The 15,999-nt window shown below is 35.3% G+C and carries 10 protein-coding genes and 1 pseudogene; 10 read left to right on the top strand and 1 reads right to left on the bottom strand.

Annotated features, from left to right (window positions below):
* Positions 1 to 28 precede the first annotated feature (28 nt).
* The 5 genes from AC1Q8L_RS18160 (at position 29) to AC1Q8L_RS18140 (ending at position 4,961) form a co-directional block, all read left to right on the top strand.
* Positions 29 to 1,225 carry an MFS transporter gene (locus AC1Q8L_RS18160; RefSeq protein WP_000062798.1) on the top strand — a complete coding sequence of 399 codons (1,197 nt, stop codon included), beginning with the start codon at positions 29 to 31 and terminating at the stop codon, positions 1,223 to 1,225.
* Positions 1,209 to 1,409: an NETI motif-containing protein gene (locus AC1Q8L_RS18155; protein ID WP_000166303.1), complete on the top strand. Its 201-nt coding sequence runs from the start codon at positions 1,209 to 1,211 to the stop codon at positions 1,407 to 1,409. Before AC1Q8L_RS18160 ends, AC1Q8L_RS18155 begins: the two co-directional genes overlap by 17 nt.
* Positions 1,410 to 2,013: 604 nt before the next feature.
* Entirely contained in the window at positions 2,014 to 3,249 is a 1,236-nt protein-coding gene (locus tag AC1Q8L_RS18150) for a CapA family protein (protein WP_000887593.1), read from the top strand.
* A 48-nt stretch (positions 3,250 to 3,297) separates the two neighbouring features.
* Complete coding sequence (locus AC1Q8L_RS18145) at positions 3,298 to 4,029, top strand: M15 family metallopeptidase (RefSeq protein WP_000241993.1); 732 nt, start codon at positions 3,298 to 3,300, stop codon at positions 4,027 to 4,029.
* 593 nt (positions 4,030 to 4,622) lie between these two features.
* On the top strand, positions 4,623 to 4,961 hold the full coding sequence (locus AC1Q8L_RS18140; RefSeq protein ID WP_001071899.1) for a DUF3895 domain-containing protein: 339 nt from the start codon (positions 4,623 to 4,625) through the stop codon (positions 4,959 to 4,961).
* A gap of 104 nt (positions 4,962 to 5,065) precedes the next feature.
* On the opposite strand, the gene AC1Q8L_RS18135 is transcribed toward AC1Q8L_RS18140, so the two are convergent.
* Positions 5,066 to 5,773, bottom strand: a complete 708-nt coding sequence (locus AC1Q8L_RS18135; protein ID WP_492339475.1) for a DNA alkylation repair protein — start codon at positions 5,771 to 5,773, stop codon at positions 5,066 to 5,068.
* 282 nt (positions 5,774 to 6,055) lie between these two features.
* Between AC1Q8L_RS18135 and AC1Q8L_RS18130 the strand changes: the two genes are divergently transcribed.
* The 5 genes and pseudogenes from AC1Q8L_RS18130 to AC1Q8L_RS18110 all read left to right on the top strand — a co-directional run bounded on the left by AC1Q8L_RS18130 (position 6,056) and on the right by AC1Q8L_RS18110 (position 15,886).
* Positions 6,056 to 6,514, top strand: a complete 459-nt coding sequence (locus AC1Q8L_RS18130; RefSeq protein ID WP_000591650.1) for a hypothetical protein — start codon at positions 6,056 to 6,058, stop codon at positions 6,512 to 6,514.
* 322 nt (positions 6,515 to 6,836) lie between these two features.
* Positions 6,837 to 8,636: an S-layer homology domain-containing protein gene (locus tag AC1Q8L_RS18125; protein WP_025117791.1), complete on the top strand. Its 1,800-nt coding sequence runs from the start codon at positions 6,837 to 6,839 to the stop codon at positions 8,634 to 8,636.
* 461 nt (positions 8,637 to 9,097) lie between these two features.
* Entirely contained in the window at positions 9,098 to 9,874 is a 777-nt protein-coding gene (locus tag AC1Q8L_RS18120; protein ID WP_000312097.1) for a DnaD domain-containing protein, read from the top strand.
* A gap of 112 nt (positions 9,875 to 9,986) precedes the next feature.
* Positions 9,987 to 13,393, top strand: a pseudogene (locus AC1Q8L_RS18115) (DUF4132 domain-containing protein).
* Positions 13,394 to 13,495: 102 nt separating this feature from the next.
* A complete protein-coding gene (locus AC1Q8L_RS18110; protein ID WP_086387795.1) occupies positions 13,496 to 15,886 on the top strand; it encodes a penicillin acylase family protein in 2,391 nt (796 codons plus the stop codon).
* The last annotated feature ends 113 nt before the right edge of the window (positions 15,887 to 15,999 follow it).

Genomic DNA, 15,999 nt, shown 5'->3' with positions numbered 1-15,999 from the left:
GGAAAGCGTGAGAAGGAGAGGGAAAGGGATGTCAATGCGTTTTACATTTTGGATTATGGTTGGGATTGTAGCAATTTCTGGTTTATCACAAGGAATGCTCTTACCTGCCATTGCAATGATTTTTGAACAAGAAGGGGTTAGTTCAAGTATTAACGGTATTCATGCGACGGCATTGTACATCGGGATATTAGTTATTTCGCCGTTTCTTGAAAAACCGATGCAAAGGTTTGGAATGAAGCCGATTATTGTTATAGGTGGGTTTCTCGTTATTATTTCATTATTCTTTTTTACACAAACATTTTCATTTTGGGTATGGTTTATCCTTAGATTTCTAGTTGGAGTCGGAGATCATATGCTTCATGTCGGAACACAAACATGGATTACGACAACATCGGACCCAAGTAAAATAGGGAGACAAGTATCGATATACGGTGTATTCTTCGGAATTGGTTTTGCCGTTGGTCCGTATTTAGCAAGCACTGTACAGTACGGTCTTGCAACGCCATTTATTATATCTACTATACTTTGTCTAATAGGTTGGCTGTTACTATTACCAACAAAAAATGCATTCCCAGCGCAAGATGAAAGAGAAGTGAAGAGTGAATCATCATTTTCTCGTTATAAACAAGTTGTTGGATTAGGATGGATTGCGTTACTAGGACCACTTGCATACGGTGTACTTGAGGCGATGTTAAATAGTAACTTACCAGTATACGCACTTCGTAAAGGGTGGTCTGTTTCAGATGTATCCTTCTTATTACCAGCATTTGCAGTTGGGGGTATTATTACACAGATTCCGCTCGGTATATTGAGTGATAAATACGGAAGGGATCGTATATTAACCTGGACGTTTAGCATAAGTACGGGCATTTTTCTACTTGCCGCCGTATTTGATCAATATTACTGGATCGTCTTTGCCTGCATGCTTTTAGCGGGTATGGTTATTGGATCGTGTTTCTCTTTAGGGCTTGGATTTATGACTGATTTATTACCGAGACACTTACTACCGGCAGGTAATATATTATCCGGAATCGCTTTTAGTTTAGGAAGTATTATGGGGCCTGTATTAGGCGGCGTATTTATAGAAAAAATACAGTATACAAGCTTTTTTATTGCGGTTATGATTATAATGGGAATTCTAGCAATGTTATACATGGTCTACATGAAGAATCAATTCGCATCAAGAAAAATAGAAAGTAGGTTAGGGCATGACAAAACAACCTAATAAAAAGAAATTTGAAGTACTTGAAAATGAAACAATTACAGACTGCTTAGCACGTATGGAACAAGAAGGCTACGCTCCGTCTCGTCGTATGGAAGAGCCAATCTTTCATGAAGTAAAGAAAGACGGCAAAACAGTAGTTGAGCCGTGCGGTAGGAAGATTGTTTTTGAAGGGAAATTGAAGTAATCCAATAACAAATTCTCTTTATCGTATAGAGCCATCCAATAGCTGGGTGGCTTGTTTTTTTATTAATCAATGAAGGAAGGAATTAATTAAAATGAATCTCCCTTTCATTTCTCCTAATTGGCTTCATTATATGGGTCAAAAGATTGCTACTTTTTTCGTATATTGGTAAAATAAGTTCTTGGGTCTTACTTATTGTTATCGGTATAATGTTTGTCGCTTAACGTAAAGAAATTAGTTACAAAGATTCCATAATATTTAAAGGGGGTACAGCAACGATCCCCTCTTTTTGGAGCCACTCACAAACGTAAAGCAAGAGAAGAGGCTATATGAACTATTCTTCTATCTTGTTTAGATTAAACGAGTTACTGCAATTGGAACAGGTATATGAAACTAGTCGACATCCTGATGGATCATGTTTCTCTAGCAATCTATCAATTCTGATGGAATTGATAGATTGCTAGAGAATGGAAAATGATTATCTGTATATTCCGAAGCAGATGTAACAGAGTGTCCTTCCATAATTAAGGGTAAAACCAAAATACGTTGTTTTAAAGAATGATTTGTTAGAACTGGTTATAAGTAATAAAACAGAAAAGAGGATCACATGTTAGATACTTTACAGAGAAGTAAAAAGTTTTTTTTATTATGTCTTATTTTTTTAGTGCTTTTAACTGCTTGTGGTAATACAGATGTTAAGACATCTAAAGCTTCATTACCACCGGCTGAATCTAATATAGATACATCATTAAAAGCACCAAATTGGGTAGAGAAGAGTCCTATCCAACAGTCTCCTAATTTTGCGGAAGATAAAAAAGTAAAATCGGTTGTGAATTTACTAGCAACGGGTGATAATTTATATCATGACGCAGTAATTAAAGATGGCAAACAAAAAGACGGTTCATATGATTATAACTATATTTATGAAAATATCAAAAAAGCTGTTAAATCAAGTGATCTTGCTATCGTGAACCAGGAGACTCCAATTGCAGGAAATAATCTAAAAGTACAGGGATATCCGACTTTCAATACACCTGAAGAAGTAGGCCAATCTTTAGTGGACACTGGATTCAATATAGTGACTCAAGCGACAAATCATGCTATGGATATGGGTATTAAAGGTGTTGCGAATACAAGAGAATACTGGAAGAAATATCCGGATGTTATCCCAGTAGGCATTAATGAGAGTCAAAACGAGCGTAATGAAATAAAAACGATTACAAAAAATGGTATTCGCTTTGCGTTACTAAATTATACATATGGTACTAATGGAATTAAAATTCCGGCTGATAAGTCTTGGGCTTTAAATTTAATTGATAAAAAAGCGATACAAAATGATGTGGAAAAGGCAAAGAGTAGCTCTGATATGGTGATTGTTATGGTGCATTGGGGAGTAGAATATACATCTACACCTTCAAAGCAACAAAAAGAAGTTGCTCAATATTTAACAGATTTAGGTGTAGATGTAGTAATTGGAAATCATCCACATGTAATTCAACCAATTGAGTGGAAACAAAATAAAGATGGACATGAAACGCTAATCTATTATTCTCTTGGAAATCTTATCTCTGCGCAAGAAAAATTAGAAACATTGGTTGGAGGATTATCTTATGTACAATTTGTTAAGTATGAAGATAAAACTTTTGGTATACGACAAGCGGCAATCGTACCGACAGTAACCGACTACGCTGATGGTAAGAAACAATTTAAAATTCAATTTTTAAAAGATTATTCGGATGAAGATTCTAAAAAACATGGAATTAAAAAATTTGTCGGCCCCGTTTCTTTGAAGGATTTCAAGGAGATTCCTAGAGACGTGTTGGGAAATTGGTATAAAGACTAATAAACAAAAAGGGAATGAGATACAATTAAAAAATTTATAATTTTAGCATTGGTATTGGCAATGGGATGGAGTCTTGCTGCTTGTAGTGGAAAGCAAACATCTCAGGAAACTACTAATAATAACGATAAAAATAAAAAAGAGATACATGCGAATAAAAAAGATGTTTTACCTATCTCTGATCCTAATGATTGGAGAATTATTCTTGTAAATAGAGAGCATATGTTATCAAAGGAATTAGGAATTGAATTAACAAGTATTACCCAAAATGCTAAGCCGAATATGAAAATAGATAGTAGAATTGCAACTTCCTATCAGGATATGGTAGCAGCTGCAAAAAAAGAGGGAATCAATCTTTATTTAAGATCAGGTTATCGAGCTATAAAATTACAACAAACGTATTATGATGCTTCAGTTAAAAGCTATAAATCTCAAGGTTTGTCGGACAAAGAAGCTAGTGCTAAAGCATTGGAATATCTTCAGTATCCTGGTGCAAGTGAACATCATACTGGATTAGCGTTAGACATTATTTCAGTTGAATGGCAGAATACTGTAGAAGATTTAAATGCAAAATTTGAAACTACCGATGCATTCAAATGGTTAGATAAGAATGCTGCAGAGTATGGATTTACTCTCCGCTATCCAAAAGATAAAGAGAATATTACTGGCATTAAGTATGAGCCATGGCACTATCGTTATGTAGGAAAAGAAGTTGCTGTTTATCTAAAAGAAAAAGGGTTAACTTTAGAAGAATATAACGAAAAAATTAAGTCTGGTAAGTAAAAATACACTTTGATTCTATTAAAAAGTCAGATTTGGAGGGTGTGTTAATCTTCCTCCTAGAATTGCGAAAACAGTGTATGATAATGTAAGCACGTATGAACCAGTTATCGTGTGAAACGATGTATGTATAAAAAAGTTACATTTATAAAAGAAGCAATGAAAAAGGATCTGATATTCATATCAGATCCTTTTTCATTCACAACATATAATACTTACTTAACTAAGCCTTAAAGACTGCCTGCTTTTCAGGTACTACAATAGTAACCTCGCTTTTTTATTTTGGATGTTCGTTTTTTTTAGCTTGATAGACATGTGGAAGTAGTTCAAACAATGCGATTAGCATTTTTTTGTTTGCATGATTTGTGCACCGGATATTCACTATTGATTTCAGTTCAGTAATAACGAATTCTACAATAGATGACAGAACGTATATTTGGTATAATGGAAATATACTACTTAAAATAATGTACATGAGTTATAAAATCTATGTAAAGAGGTAAGGACTACATAACAATAACTAAATGTAAAAGTTCTAGTACATATAGGGTTCAGTTCATGTTAAGCAAATTCGTTGTGAGAAAGGAAAAGATGTAATGAATCAAATTTCATTTGAAGATTTATTTGAAGACGAAAAAGAAAATAAACAAGAAAAGGTAGAGGTAGCCGAGATACCTGCACCTTTATCAACATTGCAAAAAGATATATTGGAATTAATGGATTCTGAAGAAATAAGTGCATTGGAGCTATGCGAACAGTTAATACGATCTGGTAAAATATCAGACGAAAGATTTACAACGAATAAGCCAAAAGCATATGGACAAGTATGCTTAGCGTTGGAAGGCTTTGTTACAGAAGGAAAGCTTACTTTTGTTAAAAACGATGAGAAAAGAGATAGGGTGTATAAAGTGAAAGAAGAAATTTCTAACATATAAGTTGTAAAGAGGGAAATGAATGATTTTTAGGGAGGTAGTCCATTTTCTACTTCTACATTAAAAAAAGGTGCCAATCTTTCTTGATTGACACCTTTTTTAATAATCTAACATCTAACGTATTTACGTTTGAAACCAACTCTTCCTCTATCGACTTCTTTCTGAATACTTTCGGAAGCATTTAACAAACTGCTTTTTTTATTATCACGTTTTACTTCAACTATACCAACTTCTTTTGCAGTCTCGACTGCTTTTTCGTGTAGTGGCACATATGAAATTGCTACAGTATTTATAAAATTATTCATAGCAGATTTTGTTCGTTCTGGCGCAGCATGAATTGTATTTTTTACAATTTCAAGCATATCGGAAATTTTGCTTTCGGCAAATTCATTGTTTTTGCGATTTCCTAAAAGCCAGCAGTAGCAACTCCAGCCCGCTGACATTCGTAGCTCATCCCCACTTGCAATCCATTTATCCGCAACGTCTTGGGCGATAGTTGACTCCGATAAAGTTACTGCTACCACATAATCAGATAGCATATAAAAATATGCCCCGTCCATCCAGCGATCAAAATCAGACTCATTCATAGCTTTTGGATCTGCAATAATGCCTGCAAAGTACATAGCATCGTAGTTACCTGTAGCATAAAGTTCCTCAGCTAACTCTTGATTTACTTTTATTTTCTTAGCGATTGGTTTCATAGCACCTGTAGCTACGCCAAAAACCGGCTCGTGTGCACCGTTAGAGATGTATGTTTTTTTTGTTCTTTCCTTACCAAGGGCTTCAAGCTCTTGCATGACTGTTTTAAAATCCATAGCTGTGCACTTCCTTCCTTAATATAAGTAATCATCTAGTTTATATATTTTCAATTCTAATACTAATCGTATGTGAGTAGGATGTCTACTTTCTATAATATTCCCGTATTAATTTTGAAAGCCTAGCTATTCATACTTATGAGGGTACTATATTAATGTAAAGGGAGGGACAATACGGATGTAAATAATATTTTATCTTTGGCTCTTTCTCTGTATTATCATGTTATTTTATAATAAGGAAATAAATAGCATTTTAAATTAAGTATGTGAGGTTAGTTATAAATGATAAAGAAATTTACTAGAGTAGTATTAACTATGGTTATGCCAATCAGTCTTATTACAGGTTGTGGAGCTGCTGAAAAAACTGAAGCACAAAAGCCGAAAGGGGTACAAAAGGAGAAAAAGGACTATACGGATTACTCATATGGTAGCAAAGGTATACTAGTAAGCGGAAAAGCGAAAGAACGGCAACAATACGAGATTGGATATATAGATGATAACAAGTTAATTGGGATTGATGAAAATATTGAAGACTGCATTATTTTAGATAATAAAGATGAAGTAGGTCTCATTTGGAAACAAATAGAGCGTGGATCTATTATTGAAGTACAATACGGTAAGGATCGCAATGATATTGTAGGCGTGCAATTCGTAGGAGATCGTGAGCCATACGAAATTAGTGATAAGTTTGATCGAAATACGATAAACGAAATTGTCGGACAAGTTAAAGGTAATTTGTAATAGTATATAATGTGAAAGAAATAGCATTTACTATAGCTATTAAAGTGTGGATTGTTGAAAATGCTTTTGACGGTATTGGTAATTAGTTGTAAAATAATTTTTGTTGACGGATTTTGTAAAAAGTATGTTAGATGAAATTCATTTGTAGGGATGACATATAAATATTTTCTTAACGGGCATAAAATAATATAATTTAAATATATAAATAAAAAGAAAATATATTAGAAGTACATAATAGATTCGTATTTTTAAAATTAATGTGACAACAAAAGGAGGTTGAGATATATACACGGCGAAAATGTGTGTATATCTATTTATAATAATGAATAAGACAATCAAACAACAAGTAATCGCACTATCAACAAGTCTAGTGATTTTAGGGAGTGTACCTTTATCAGCATCAGCAGAAGAGATAAACAAAGCTCAAACTGATCAACTAAATATTGCCCAAGGAGAACATGGAACGAGCGGATTAAATTATTCTAATTTCAAGTTGGAAGTTCCTGATTATGTACAAGTTAACGAAGCAGAAGTATCTGAAAATGAAAAAATGCTTTTAGAAGAATATAAGCATAAACATGATGAAACAGAAGAATTAAACAAAATGAAAGATGCAAAGAAGGGGCAAGTAGCAGAAAAGGAAGCTATTTTAAATATTGAAAAGGCATTTGAATCTGTAGATGGTCGAAATGATGGATCTGATCGTCAAATGAAACCTGTTGCAAAGCCAAGAGGTATTCAATATAGTGCACCGAGTACGAAGAAATATGGAACACTTGCAGGAGTTCCATTTGTAGAGTGGATTGTTCCAGCAGGAAACTCTGATATTCGTCCTGCAAATCCGATGAAAGCACGTTACATTACAATCCATGAGACGGCAAATACGGCCGCTGGTGCTAATGCTGAAAATCATGCGAAATATTTGTATAAACAAGCAACAGAGGGGACGTTCCGAACAGCTTCATGGCATTTTACAGTAGACGATAAACAAATTTATCAACACTTACCAACAAACGAAAACGGTTGGCATGCAGGAGATGGAGATGGATCAGGAAACAGGGAGTCTATCGGTATCGAGATCGCGGTTAACCAAGACGGTGATTACAATAAAGCTTTAGAAAATGCAAAACGACTTGCGGGTTATTTAATGAACAAAGAAGGAATTGGTGCAGATCATATTTACAAGCATCAACAATGGAGCGGGAAAAAATGTCCTGACATTTTAATTTCACGTGGTAATTGGGCTGGTTTCGTACAAGGAATTCAGTGGTATGCAAATATAAATGCGCAGATTGATACTCCTTTACAAGATAAAAATGACTCATTTAATCCAAATGAAAATAATCCAGCTGAACCTAGCATGGAACTAGTGGTAAATGGTAGTGGCATCAATGTACGTAGTGATGCGGGTATTGAACATCGTGTTGTACGTAAAGCTTCAAACGGAGATCGTTACAAAGTATTAGCGGTTAAAAATGGTTGGTATAAAGTAGGTAATGGAGAATGGATTTTCTATGACCCAAGTTGGATTAAAATTAACTACAATGTACCAAAGGAAGAGGTACAAAAGCCTAAGGAAGAAGTACAAAAACCAAAAGATGATATTACAGGTGGCTGGTTTGAAGGGCATATTCGTAAATTAAACAGTCTAGGTATTATGCAAGGCGAAGGCAATGGTGTATTTGCGCCATATCGAAATGTAACGAGAGCGGAGTTTGCGAAATTAATCTCGAATGCTCTTAAACTACCAGAGGGAAATAAGTCATTTGTAGATATTAATGAGGCACATCCATCACTTCATGACGGTATTAAACGTTGTGCAAGTGCAGGAATTATTAATGGTCGTGGTGAAGGGGTTTTTGATCCTAACTCACCAATTACTCGTGAAGAAGTATCTATTATGATTGACAAAGCATTACGATACAAAGGAATTACAGGTGAGTTAGTAGCATTACCATTTACAGATAAGCATTTAATAACATATAAAGAATCGGTTCAACGATTATACAGCTTAAAGGTAGTTAATGGTGTTGGAAATAATGAGTTTGATCCCCGAGGTACAGCGACTCGTGGTCAGGCAGCTGCTTTTATTGTGAAGATGTTAGATTCAATGCAAAAATAAAACTTTAATCAGTGGGGCCACTCGCGTTGCAATCGAGCAGTTTATTCACCGAATTTTGAAATGAGGGTTTTACTGCCTGCAAATAGCAGAATAAATTGTATGTAGAAGCTGACATTGGTAGAAGTAAAAAATAAGAAGAATTTGAAAGGAGCTATCCAAAATAATAATTTGGAATAGCTCCTATTTAGTAGGAAGAACAAATTGTATTTCATAGATTGTAATGCAGAATGCCCTTCCAAGCCCCTCATAAGCCCCTCATAAGTCCCTACCAAGTAATAAATCACTAAGAAAAAACAAAAACAAAAACAACTACAAGAACAAAACAAGCACGAAAAAATGAAACCGGCGTTGTAGTAGTAAAAAAAATTGTAATTCGAATGCCAAAACCATTCCCGCATTCCTATTTTTATAATGAAGGATTAAAATCTTCCTATTTACTAGCAAAGAGTGGAGGGAAACATATGGCGGTATACCGTAATGTGCAGGTGAACTTTTGGCAAGATGAATTCATATTAGATTTAACGCCAGAGGAGCGTTATTTTTACATATATTTGTTAACTGGTACGAAAACGAAGCAATGTGGTATTTACATATTACCGAAGCGTGTGGCAGAGCTTGAAACAGGTTATAGTATGGAGACTGTTGAGAAGTTGCTAAACAGGTTTGTTGAGTATGGAAAGATTTTATATGATACGGAAACGAAAGAGGTATTCATAATAAACTGGTTACACTATAACCCTATTTCAAATACGAATGTAGAAAAGTGCGTATTACGTGAGTTAAAGACTGTAAAAAGTAATGAGTTCATACATATCTTTTTACGTAAATGCCTTGAAGAAGAATACACGATTCCATTATTATTGCAGCATTTTGGTATGCCAAAAGAAGAGGATAATAGTAGTTCACAAGTAGTTATTGAAGAGAAAGAAGAAGCGGAAGAGGTAGAAAGTATAGAAGAGAACGTTCCAAATAGTGAAGTTTATAAGTTTTATGAACAAAATATTAGTAGTTTATCCCCATATATTGTGAAAGAATTGAAGAATTGGATACAAAGACTTTCTGGAGAGAAAGTGTTAGAGGCACTTAAAATTGCGTTTGAAAATAATAAGAAAACGTTAGCTTATGTGAAGGGGATTTTGAGGAATTGGTGTAGCAAAAAGTTAAAGGATTTTAGTGGGGAGAAGTGTGTAATGGGAAGTTTAGAGAGAAGGAAATGTATGTTGAGTAGTGTATTTTAATTTACATTAATTTAATGTAGAATGTACGTTCGTTTTTTGTGGGTTTTATGCTATACTACCATTAAATAAGGGTATTTTTATAATAGATAAAAAGATGCGGGGGGTACAAAGTTTGACTACTAGTACATCTGAGTTGTTTCAATATATTAATATGACAGAAGAACAGGAACAATTATCACTACGATATTTACAGACAAAAGAAGAAGAGATTTTAAAAGATATTGAACTAACGACGATTCGTGATCAAAAAAGAAGCGATTTATAAACGATTTTAGGAAAGTACATAAACAAGATCCGGGTTTCTTTCGGTTATTTTATCATATACTCGAGGAGCAATTATTAAATGTTCTTGTAGTCCGTTTTGCGCATGTCAGTTTTTCTAAAATGAAGGTTTATTTAGAAAAAAGTGCACTACCTTTGGACAAACTTGTAGCAATTGCATGTAGGTATTTATCTAGTATTTCAAGTTACGTCAATGAAGCAGATGTTTTTCTTAGAGAGTTAACAAAAGAGAAACCGAACTATATAGAGGAACAATTACATACTTTACCAACTAAACAGCAATTAACATTACTTCTCGTAATGTTTGATGTAGAGTATGAAAAGTTTCGTACATATAGTTCTTTATTGAATGAGAGGTTAGAAGAACATACAGAATTTATATTGAAACTGCTAGGGGAAAAGGAAAAGGAAAAGGTTGAAGCAGTTAAACGGTATTTAAAAGGTGAAGATGATAGTGAAGTATTTATAGGTGGGAATTTACCGGAACATATTTGGCGGCTATTATTTTGTGTTCATAAACATTCGAATGTTGCGAGGCGATATATTGAGATATTGGCGAAGAAAAATGTTTGGGGTTTTATAAACTATGCAACACGTTATATGTGTCACACTCTCGGTCAGTCTCAAAACCACAAAAAAACTGGTAGTGTAAATAGAGAAACGTATGAAGAAATTCAAAGTTTTTGTACACAGTTTTGGATTTCTAAGGAAAGATTTTTTGCGCATCGTCTAAGGCAACATGATTTGAATAGTGAGGATTTTTGTAAGACGTATGAATATGAATTGCTATGCTTTATGTTGGAGGAAAACCCTGAATTTATTCAACAAACTTTGCAATATGTAAGTAAAATGAATTATCTCATCATCGCACGAACGCTAGCCGAAAAAGGATATGAGCTAAATAGAGGGAAAATGCGAGAAGAATTTTTTGTTGCTGCTTTGCAAATTAAATTGTCTACAGTGCGGGATACATATTGTGATTATTTACTAGGGAAGTTGTCACTTGAGGATATGGAGCAAATACTTAAAAATCCGAAATATAGAAGTATGTATTGGGGTATGCCGGTGTTAGAGGTTGCGCTTCTTTGGGATATAGATGATGTAGCGAAAAGGGAAGCTGTACTTACACTACAGTTTGGAGATGATGATAGTGTTAATTTATACGCACTTCTTTACGAATGTTCTGTCAGAGGAGTAGAGCCGAAACAAGTATTAGAAGATCTGCTTTCGTATGGGTTAAGTAAGGAAAAACTTATCGCTTATGCAGTTGAAGAAGCTGCATGCTACAGTGAAGAGAGAAATAAGGCGAAGGAAGCGCTTGTTTGTGTAATTGTAAAAGAACAAGCATATATAATTGAACGGTTTGATGAGTATTCTGCTATGGCAAAAGCATATATTTTAGAAGAGTTAGCAAAGGATAACATGGTTAAAATGCGTCCGATTTTAATTAAAAGCTTAGGAGATTCATCTAAAAAAATGCGTGAGTCTGTAGTTAAACTGCTTTCAAAAGATATAGAAGCTGCAGCAGATGTAGCAGTTGAACTTCATAATAAAAAGAAGATTGTTCGTGAAAATGTGATGAAAATACTAATAGAGTATAAGCTTGAAAAATATACGAAACTTGTACAGGAAGCTTTGCAAGAAAGTAAAAATGCATCTTTCGCAGGAAAATTGTCGTTTTTATTTCAAACGGAGGAAGAAAAGATCGAAGAACTATGTGCACGTATTTTAACGGAACAAACAAGAAATTCACTTCTGCAATTGATTGGGGATGAGCCACAAATCCGTTTACGTGACTCTAATGAAATTGCTGATGCTGCAATTCCGTTAGCCTATTTACAACAGTATATTTCAGATGCTGTTATTGAGAAGAAAGAAACGGCAGAAGTAATTGGTAGAGCTTTAAATGAAGAGGACTTAAAAGAATATGTGCAAACAATATATCAAATATGGATTTCTCAAGACGCAGATGTGAAGAAGCGTGGAATTCTTTCGTTATACGGAATGTATAGTGACGACAAAATGGTCGACATACTTATAAAGCAAATTGATGAATGGGTGCTTCAAATGAGAGGAAAGATAGCAGCGGATGCCGTTCGTGCTTTAGGTTTGTCTTCATCTAAGCTTGCACTTATGTCTATTCATGCAATAGCATTTAAATATAAACATAAGCAAGTACGTAATGCAGCAAAAGAAGCCCTAAGTCTTGCTGTGAAAACACGTGGTATAACAGAGGAAGAGCTGGAAGATCAATTGGTGCCGGACCTTGGCTTTACTATACATGGTGAAAAGATAATTGATTTCGGGAATCGAAGTTTTACTGCCATTTTAACTACAGAGTCAAAAATTGAATTAGAGACAGAGGAAGGAAAACGTATGAAGTCACTTCCAAAGCCGAATGCAAAAGATGATGTAGAAAAGGCTGAAGAGGCTAAAAAAGAATTAGCCTCTTTAAAGAAGGAGCTCCGAACTACTCTTTCAATGCAAAAACAACGATTAGAAGCGGCACTTTCGTTAAAGCGTTATTGGTCACATAATGCATGGAAGTCTGTATTTATGGATAATTCAATTATGAAGCAATTTTCTATTTCACTCATTTGGGGTGAGTATAAGGAAGGGAAGTTGCTGAACGCATTCCGTTATGCAGAAGGTGGCGTGTTCTGTACAATTGAAGGGAAGAGTTATGAACTTTCATTTGGCACTGTTATTGGTTTCGTTCATCCGTTAGAATTGTCTGGGGCGGAGAAGGAATTATGGAAAGAGCAATTAGAAAGTGCGGGAATTGTTCAGCCGTTCCTACAAATTGAGCGTCCAATGTTTGTAGTAGAAGAGAATGATGAGAGTGCTATTGAGAGATTTGGTGGTATTTTACTAAATGGTCGTTCGTTATTCGGTAAGATGACGAAGCTTGGATGGATCCGTGGATCTGTTCAAGATGGCGGTGTGTATTATACATTTTACAAAGAAGATACTTGTAACGGATTAGGAGTGCAATTGTCATTTAGCGGAGCGCTGATTGGTTATGAAGATGAAGAAGATGTATGTGTATTTGACATTCAATTTTATAAAGCAGGTACAGTGAATCGTGGTTCATATGAGTACGATGAAATTGATGATGAAAGACGCATTGTACCAAAAGAAGTAGATAAAGGCTTCTTTAGTGAAATGTTATATGATGTGCAAGTAGCGACAGGTGCAAATCTTGGGCATAATGAAAGTTGGCGTAGCAAACGATAAGAAAGACCCCCTTCATTGGTAGGAAAATGAAGGGGGTTTTTTAATGTTTTTAAAAGGTTCATTCTCAAAAAGAAGCGAATAGTGTGAGAAAGGGGTGGTTATATGGAGGTAGTTATAAAGAAGAAACGAAAAAGGGGAAGAAGAATTTTTATTTGGGCTAGTAGTATCGTTCTCTTGTTAGTTATTTCCGCTGCGATTTTTTTGAATATATATACGCTGAAATCTATGCCAAAGATAGATGGAACGATAAAGCTAGAGGATTTACAACACGCTGTTACGGTGAAGCGGGATAGTAAAGGTGTCCCGCATATTAAATCGGAAAATGCACATGATTTATATTTTTCACAAGGGTATGTACAAGCGCAAGATCGGTTGTTTCAAATGGATTTAAGTAGAAGACAAGCTTCTGGTATGTTAAGTGAAGTTGTTGGGGAAGCAGCTGTTGACCGAGATAAATTGTTTCGAACACTCGGTTTACGGCGAGCGGCAGAAGCTTCAGTTAGTCAATATGATGGAGAAGCAAAATATGCCCTGCAGTCATTTGCTGATGGGGTGAACGCTTTTATACGTGAGGCGAAAAAGGAAAAGAAATTACCAGTTGAGTTTACTATATTAGGTTATGAACCTGCTGAGTGGTCAATTGTTGATACTTTAACGATCGGGAAGTATATGGCGTTTGACTTAGGAGGACATTGGCATGGACAGGCGTTTCGATATTGGGCGCTGAAAAACCTTCCGAAAGAGCAAGCAAATGAGCTATTTCCTAAATATCCGAAAGATGCTCCTAGATTGCTAGCTGAACTGAAAAATACAAATGTGGACGTAGCGCAAAGTTTTTCAAAAACGATAATTCCGCCGGAGTTTAACGGTAGTAATAACTGGGTTGTGAGCGGTGAGAAGAGTGCATCAGGTAAGCCAATTTTAGCAGATGATCCTCATTTATCTCTTGCGACGCCTTCTATTTGGTATCAAACGAGACTTGAAATGCAAGGTTTAAATGTGAGTGGCGTTATTTTCGCTGGAGTACCAGGTGTTATATTAGGACACAATGACAAAATAGCGTGGGGCGTTACGAATACAGGGCCTGATGTGCAAGATTTATATATTGAGAAGAGAAATCCTAATAATGAAAATGAATTTCTGTATAACGATAAATGGGAGAAAGCTACCGTTGTAGACGAGTCTATTAAAGTAAAAGGCGGGAAGACAATTCCTTATAACGTTACAATTACGAGGCATGGACCAGTAATTTCAGAGTTTGCGAATAAGGGGAAGGAGAAAACGAAAACCGTATTCTCTTTAAAGTGGACAGCTTTAGAACCGTCAGCTGAGTTAAAAGCTGTATTAAATATGAACAAAGCAAAAGACTGGACGGAGTTTGAAACCGCTCTTCAAGATTTCCATACACCAACGCAAAACTTTGTGTTTGCATCAAACGATGGCACGATTGCTTATAAAGCGAATGGAAATATACCAGTGCGTAAAAAAGGCGATGGTAGCTTGCCTGTTCCAGGATGGACAGATGAATATGAATGGGAAGGATATATTCCATTTGATCAGCTGCCGAAAGTTATAAATCCGAAAGAAGGTTTTATTTCAACTGCGAATAATAAAATTGTTGATGATGATTATCCGTACCATATTAGCAATACGTGGGCACAGCCATATAGGCAAATGCGTATTCAAGAATTTTTGCAAGAGAAGGAAAAGTATACGGTGAAAGATTTAGAAGAGTTACAGATGGATCAAAAGAATTTATACGGGAAAGAGTTTACTCCTATATTTTTAAAAGAGTTAAATAAAGCATCTTTAAATGAGGTAGAGAAAGAAGGTGTAAACCAATTAACAAAGTGGAATTTTTACGATAGTAAAGATGAAGCGGCACCATTAATATTCCATTTATTAATGAAAGAGATTTCAAATACGTTATTTTCAAAAGAAATACCGAAAGATGTAATGGAGTTATTTAAAGGGAAGTCACAAGTTGTGGATGAATTAATCCGGAAACAAGTAGCAGGAGAAAATAGTGCATGGTTTTCTAAGTACGGAGGTTTCACAAAAATTGTGCATACATCGTACGAGAATGTAATGAAGAAATTGCAGAAGGAATATGGACCCGATGTTGGGGCCTGGAAGTGGGGCGATTATCATCAACTCGCTTTTACACATCCAATTTCGAAATCATCTAGTATGTTAGCGTTACTCGCTTTTAATCGTGAGAAACCAGTTCCAATTGGCGGAAGTCAAGTTACCGTTCAAGCAGCGAGTTACGGCGATAACGGCATTGTAAATCACGGGGCTTCTTGGCGATTTGTTATTGATACGAAAGATATGTCAAACGGTTATCATATCGTAGGGCCAGGACAATCGGGACATTTTAGAAGCGATTGGTATCATGATCAAATAGATGATTGGGTAAGTGGAACGTATCATACGACTACATTGAATACGGAGGGAATAGAGGGGAAGGTGCTAAATTTAGAACCGAAGTGATAGGGTGTTTTTGTTTGTGGAGGGACTAGTAATAATCTTTTTGATAATGAAAGCTTATCATTTAGAACATAACCCAGTTCTTAAATAATTTTAACAGCCAGCCTACTATCATT

Source organism: Bacillus sp. GW823-FHT06A11, assembly GCF_058795355.1.
The sequence above is the reverse complement of the archived record's forward strand: the minus strand, read 5'-3'. Positions and strand labels throughout refer to the sequence as shown.

Bases quoted from the DNA above. Each gene is read 5' to 3' on its own strand.
- AC1Q8L_RS18160 (WP_000062798.1), top strand. From the start codon at position 29: ATGTCAATGCGTTTTACATTTTGGATTATGGTTGGGATTGTAGCAATT.
- AC1Q8L_RS18155 (WP_000166303.1), top strand. From the start codon at position 1,209: ATGACAAAACAACCTAATAAAAAGAAATTTGAAGTACTTGAAAATGAA.
- AC1Q8L_RS18150 (WP_000887593.1), top strand. From the start codon at position 2,014: ATGTTAGATACTTTACAGAGAAGTAAAAAGTTTTTTTTATTATGTCTT.
- AC1Q8L_RS18140 (WP_001071899.1), top strand. From the start codon at position 4,623: ATGAATCAAATTTCATTTGAAGATTTATTTGAAGACGAAAAAGAAAAT.
- AC1Q8L_RS18135 (WP_492339475.1), bottom strand. From the start codon at position 5,773: ATGGATTTTAAAACAGTCATGCAAGAGCTTGAAGCCCTTGGTAAGGAA.
- AC1Q8L_RS18130 (WP_000591650.1), top strand. From the start codon at position 6,056: ATGATAAAGAAATTTACTAGAGTAGTATTAACTATGGTTATGCCAATC.
- AC1Q8L_RS18125 (WP_025117791.1), top strand. From the start codon at position 6,837: ATGAATAAGACAATCAAACAACAAGTAATCGCACTATCAACAAGTCTA.
- AC1Q8L_RS18120 (WP_000312097.1), top strand. From the start codon at position 9,098: ATGGCGGTATACCGTAATGTGCAGGTGAACTTTTGGCAAGATGAATTC.
- AC1Q8L_RS18110 (WP_086387795.1), top strand. From the start codon at position 13,496: ATGGAGGTAGTTATAAAGAAGAAACGAAAAAGGGGAAGAAGAATTTTT.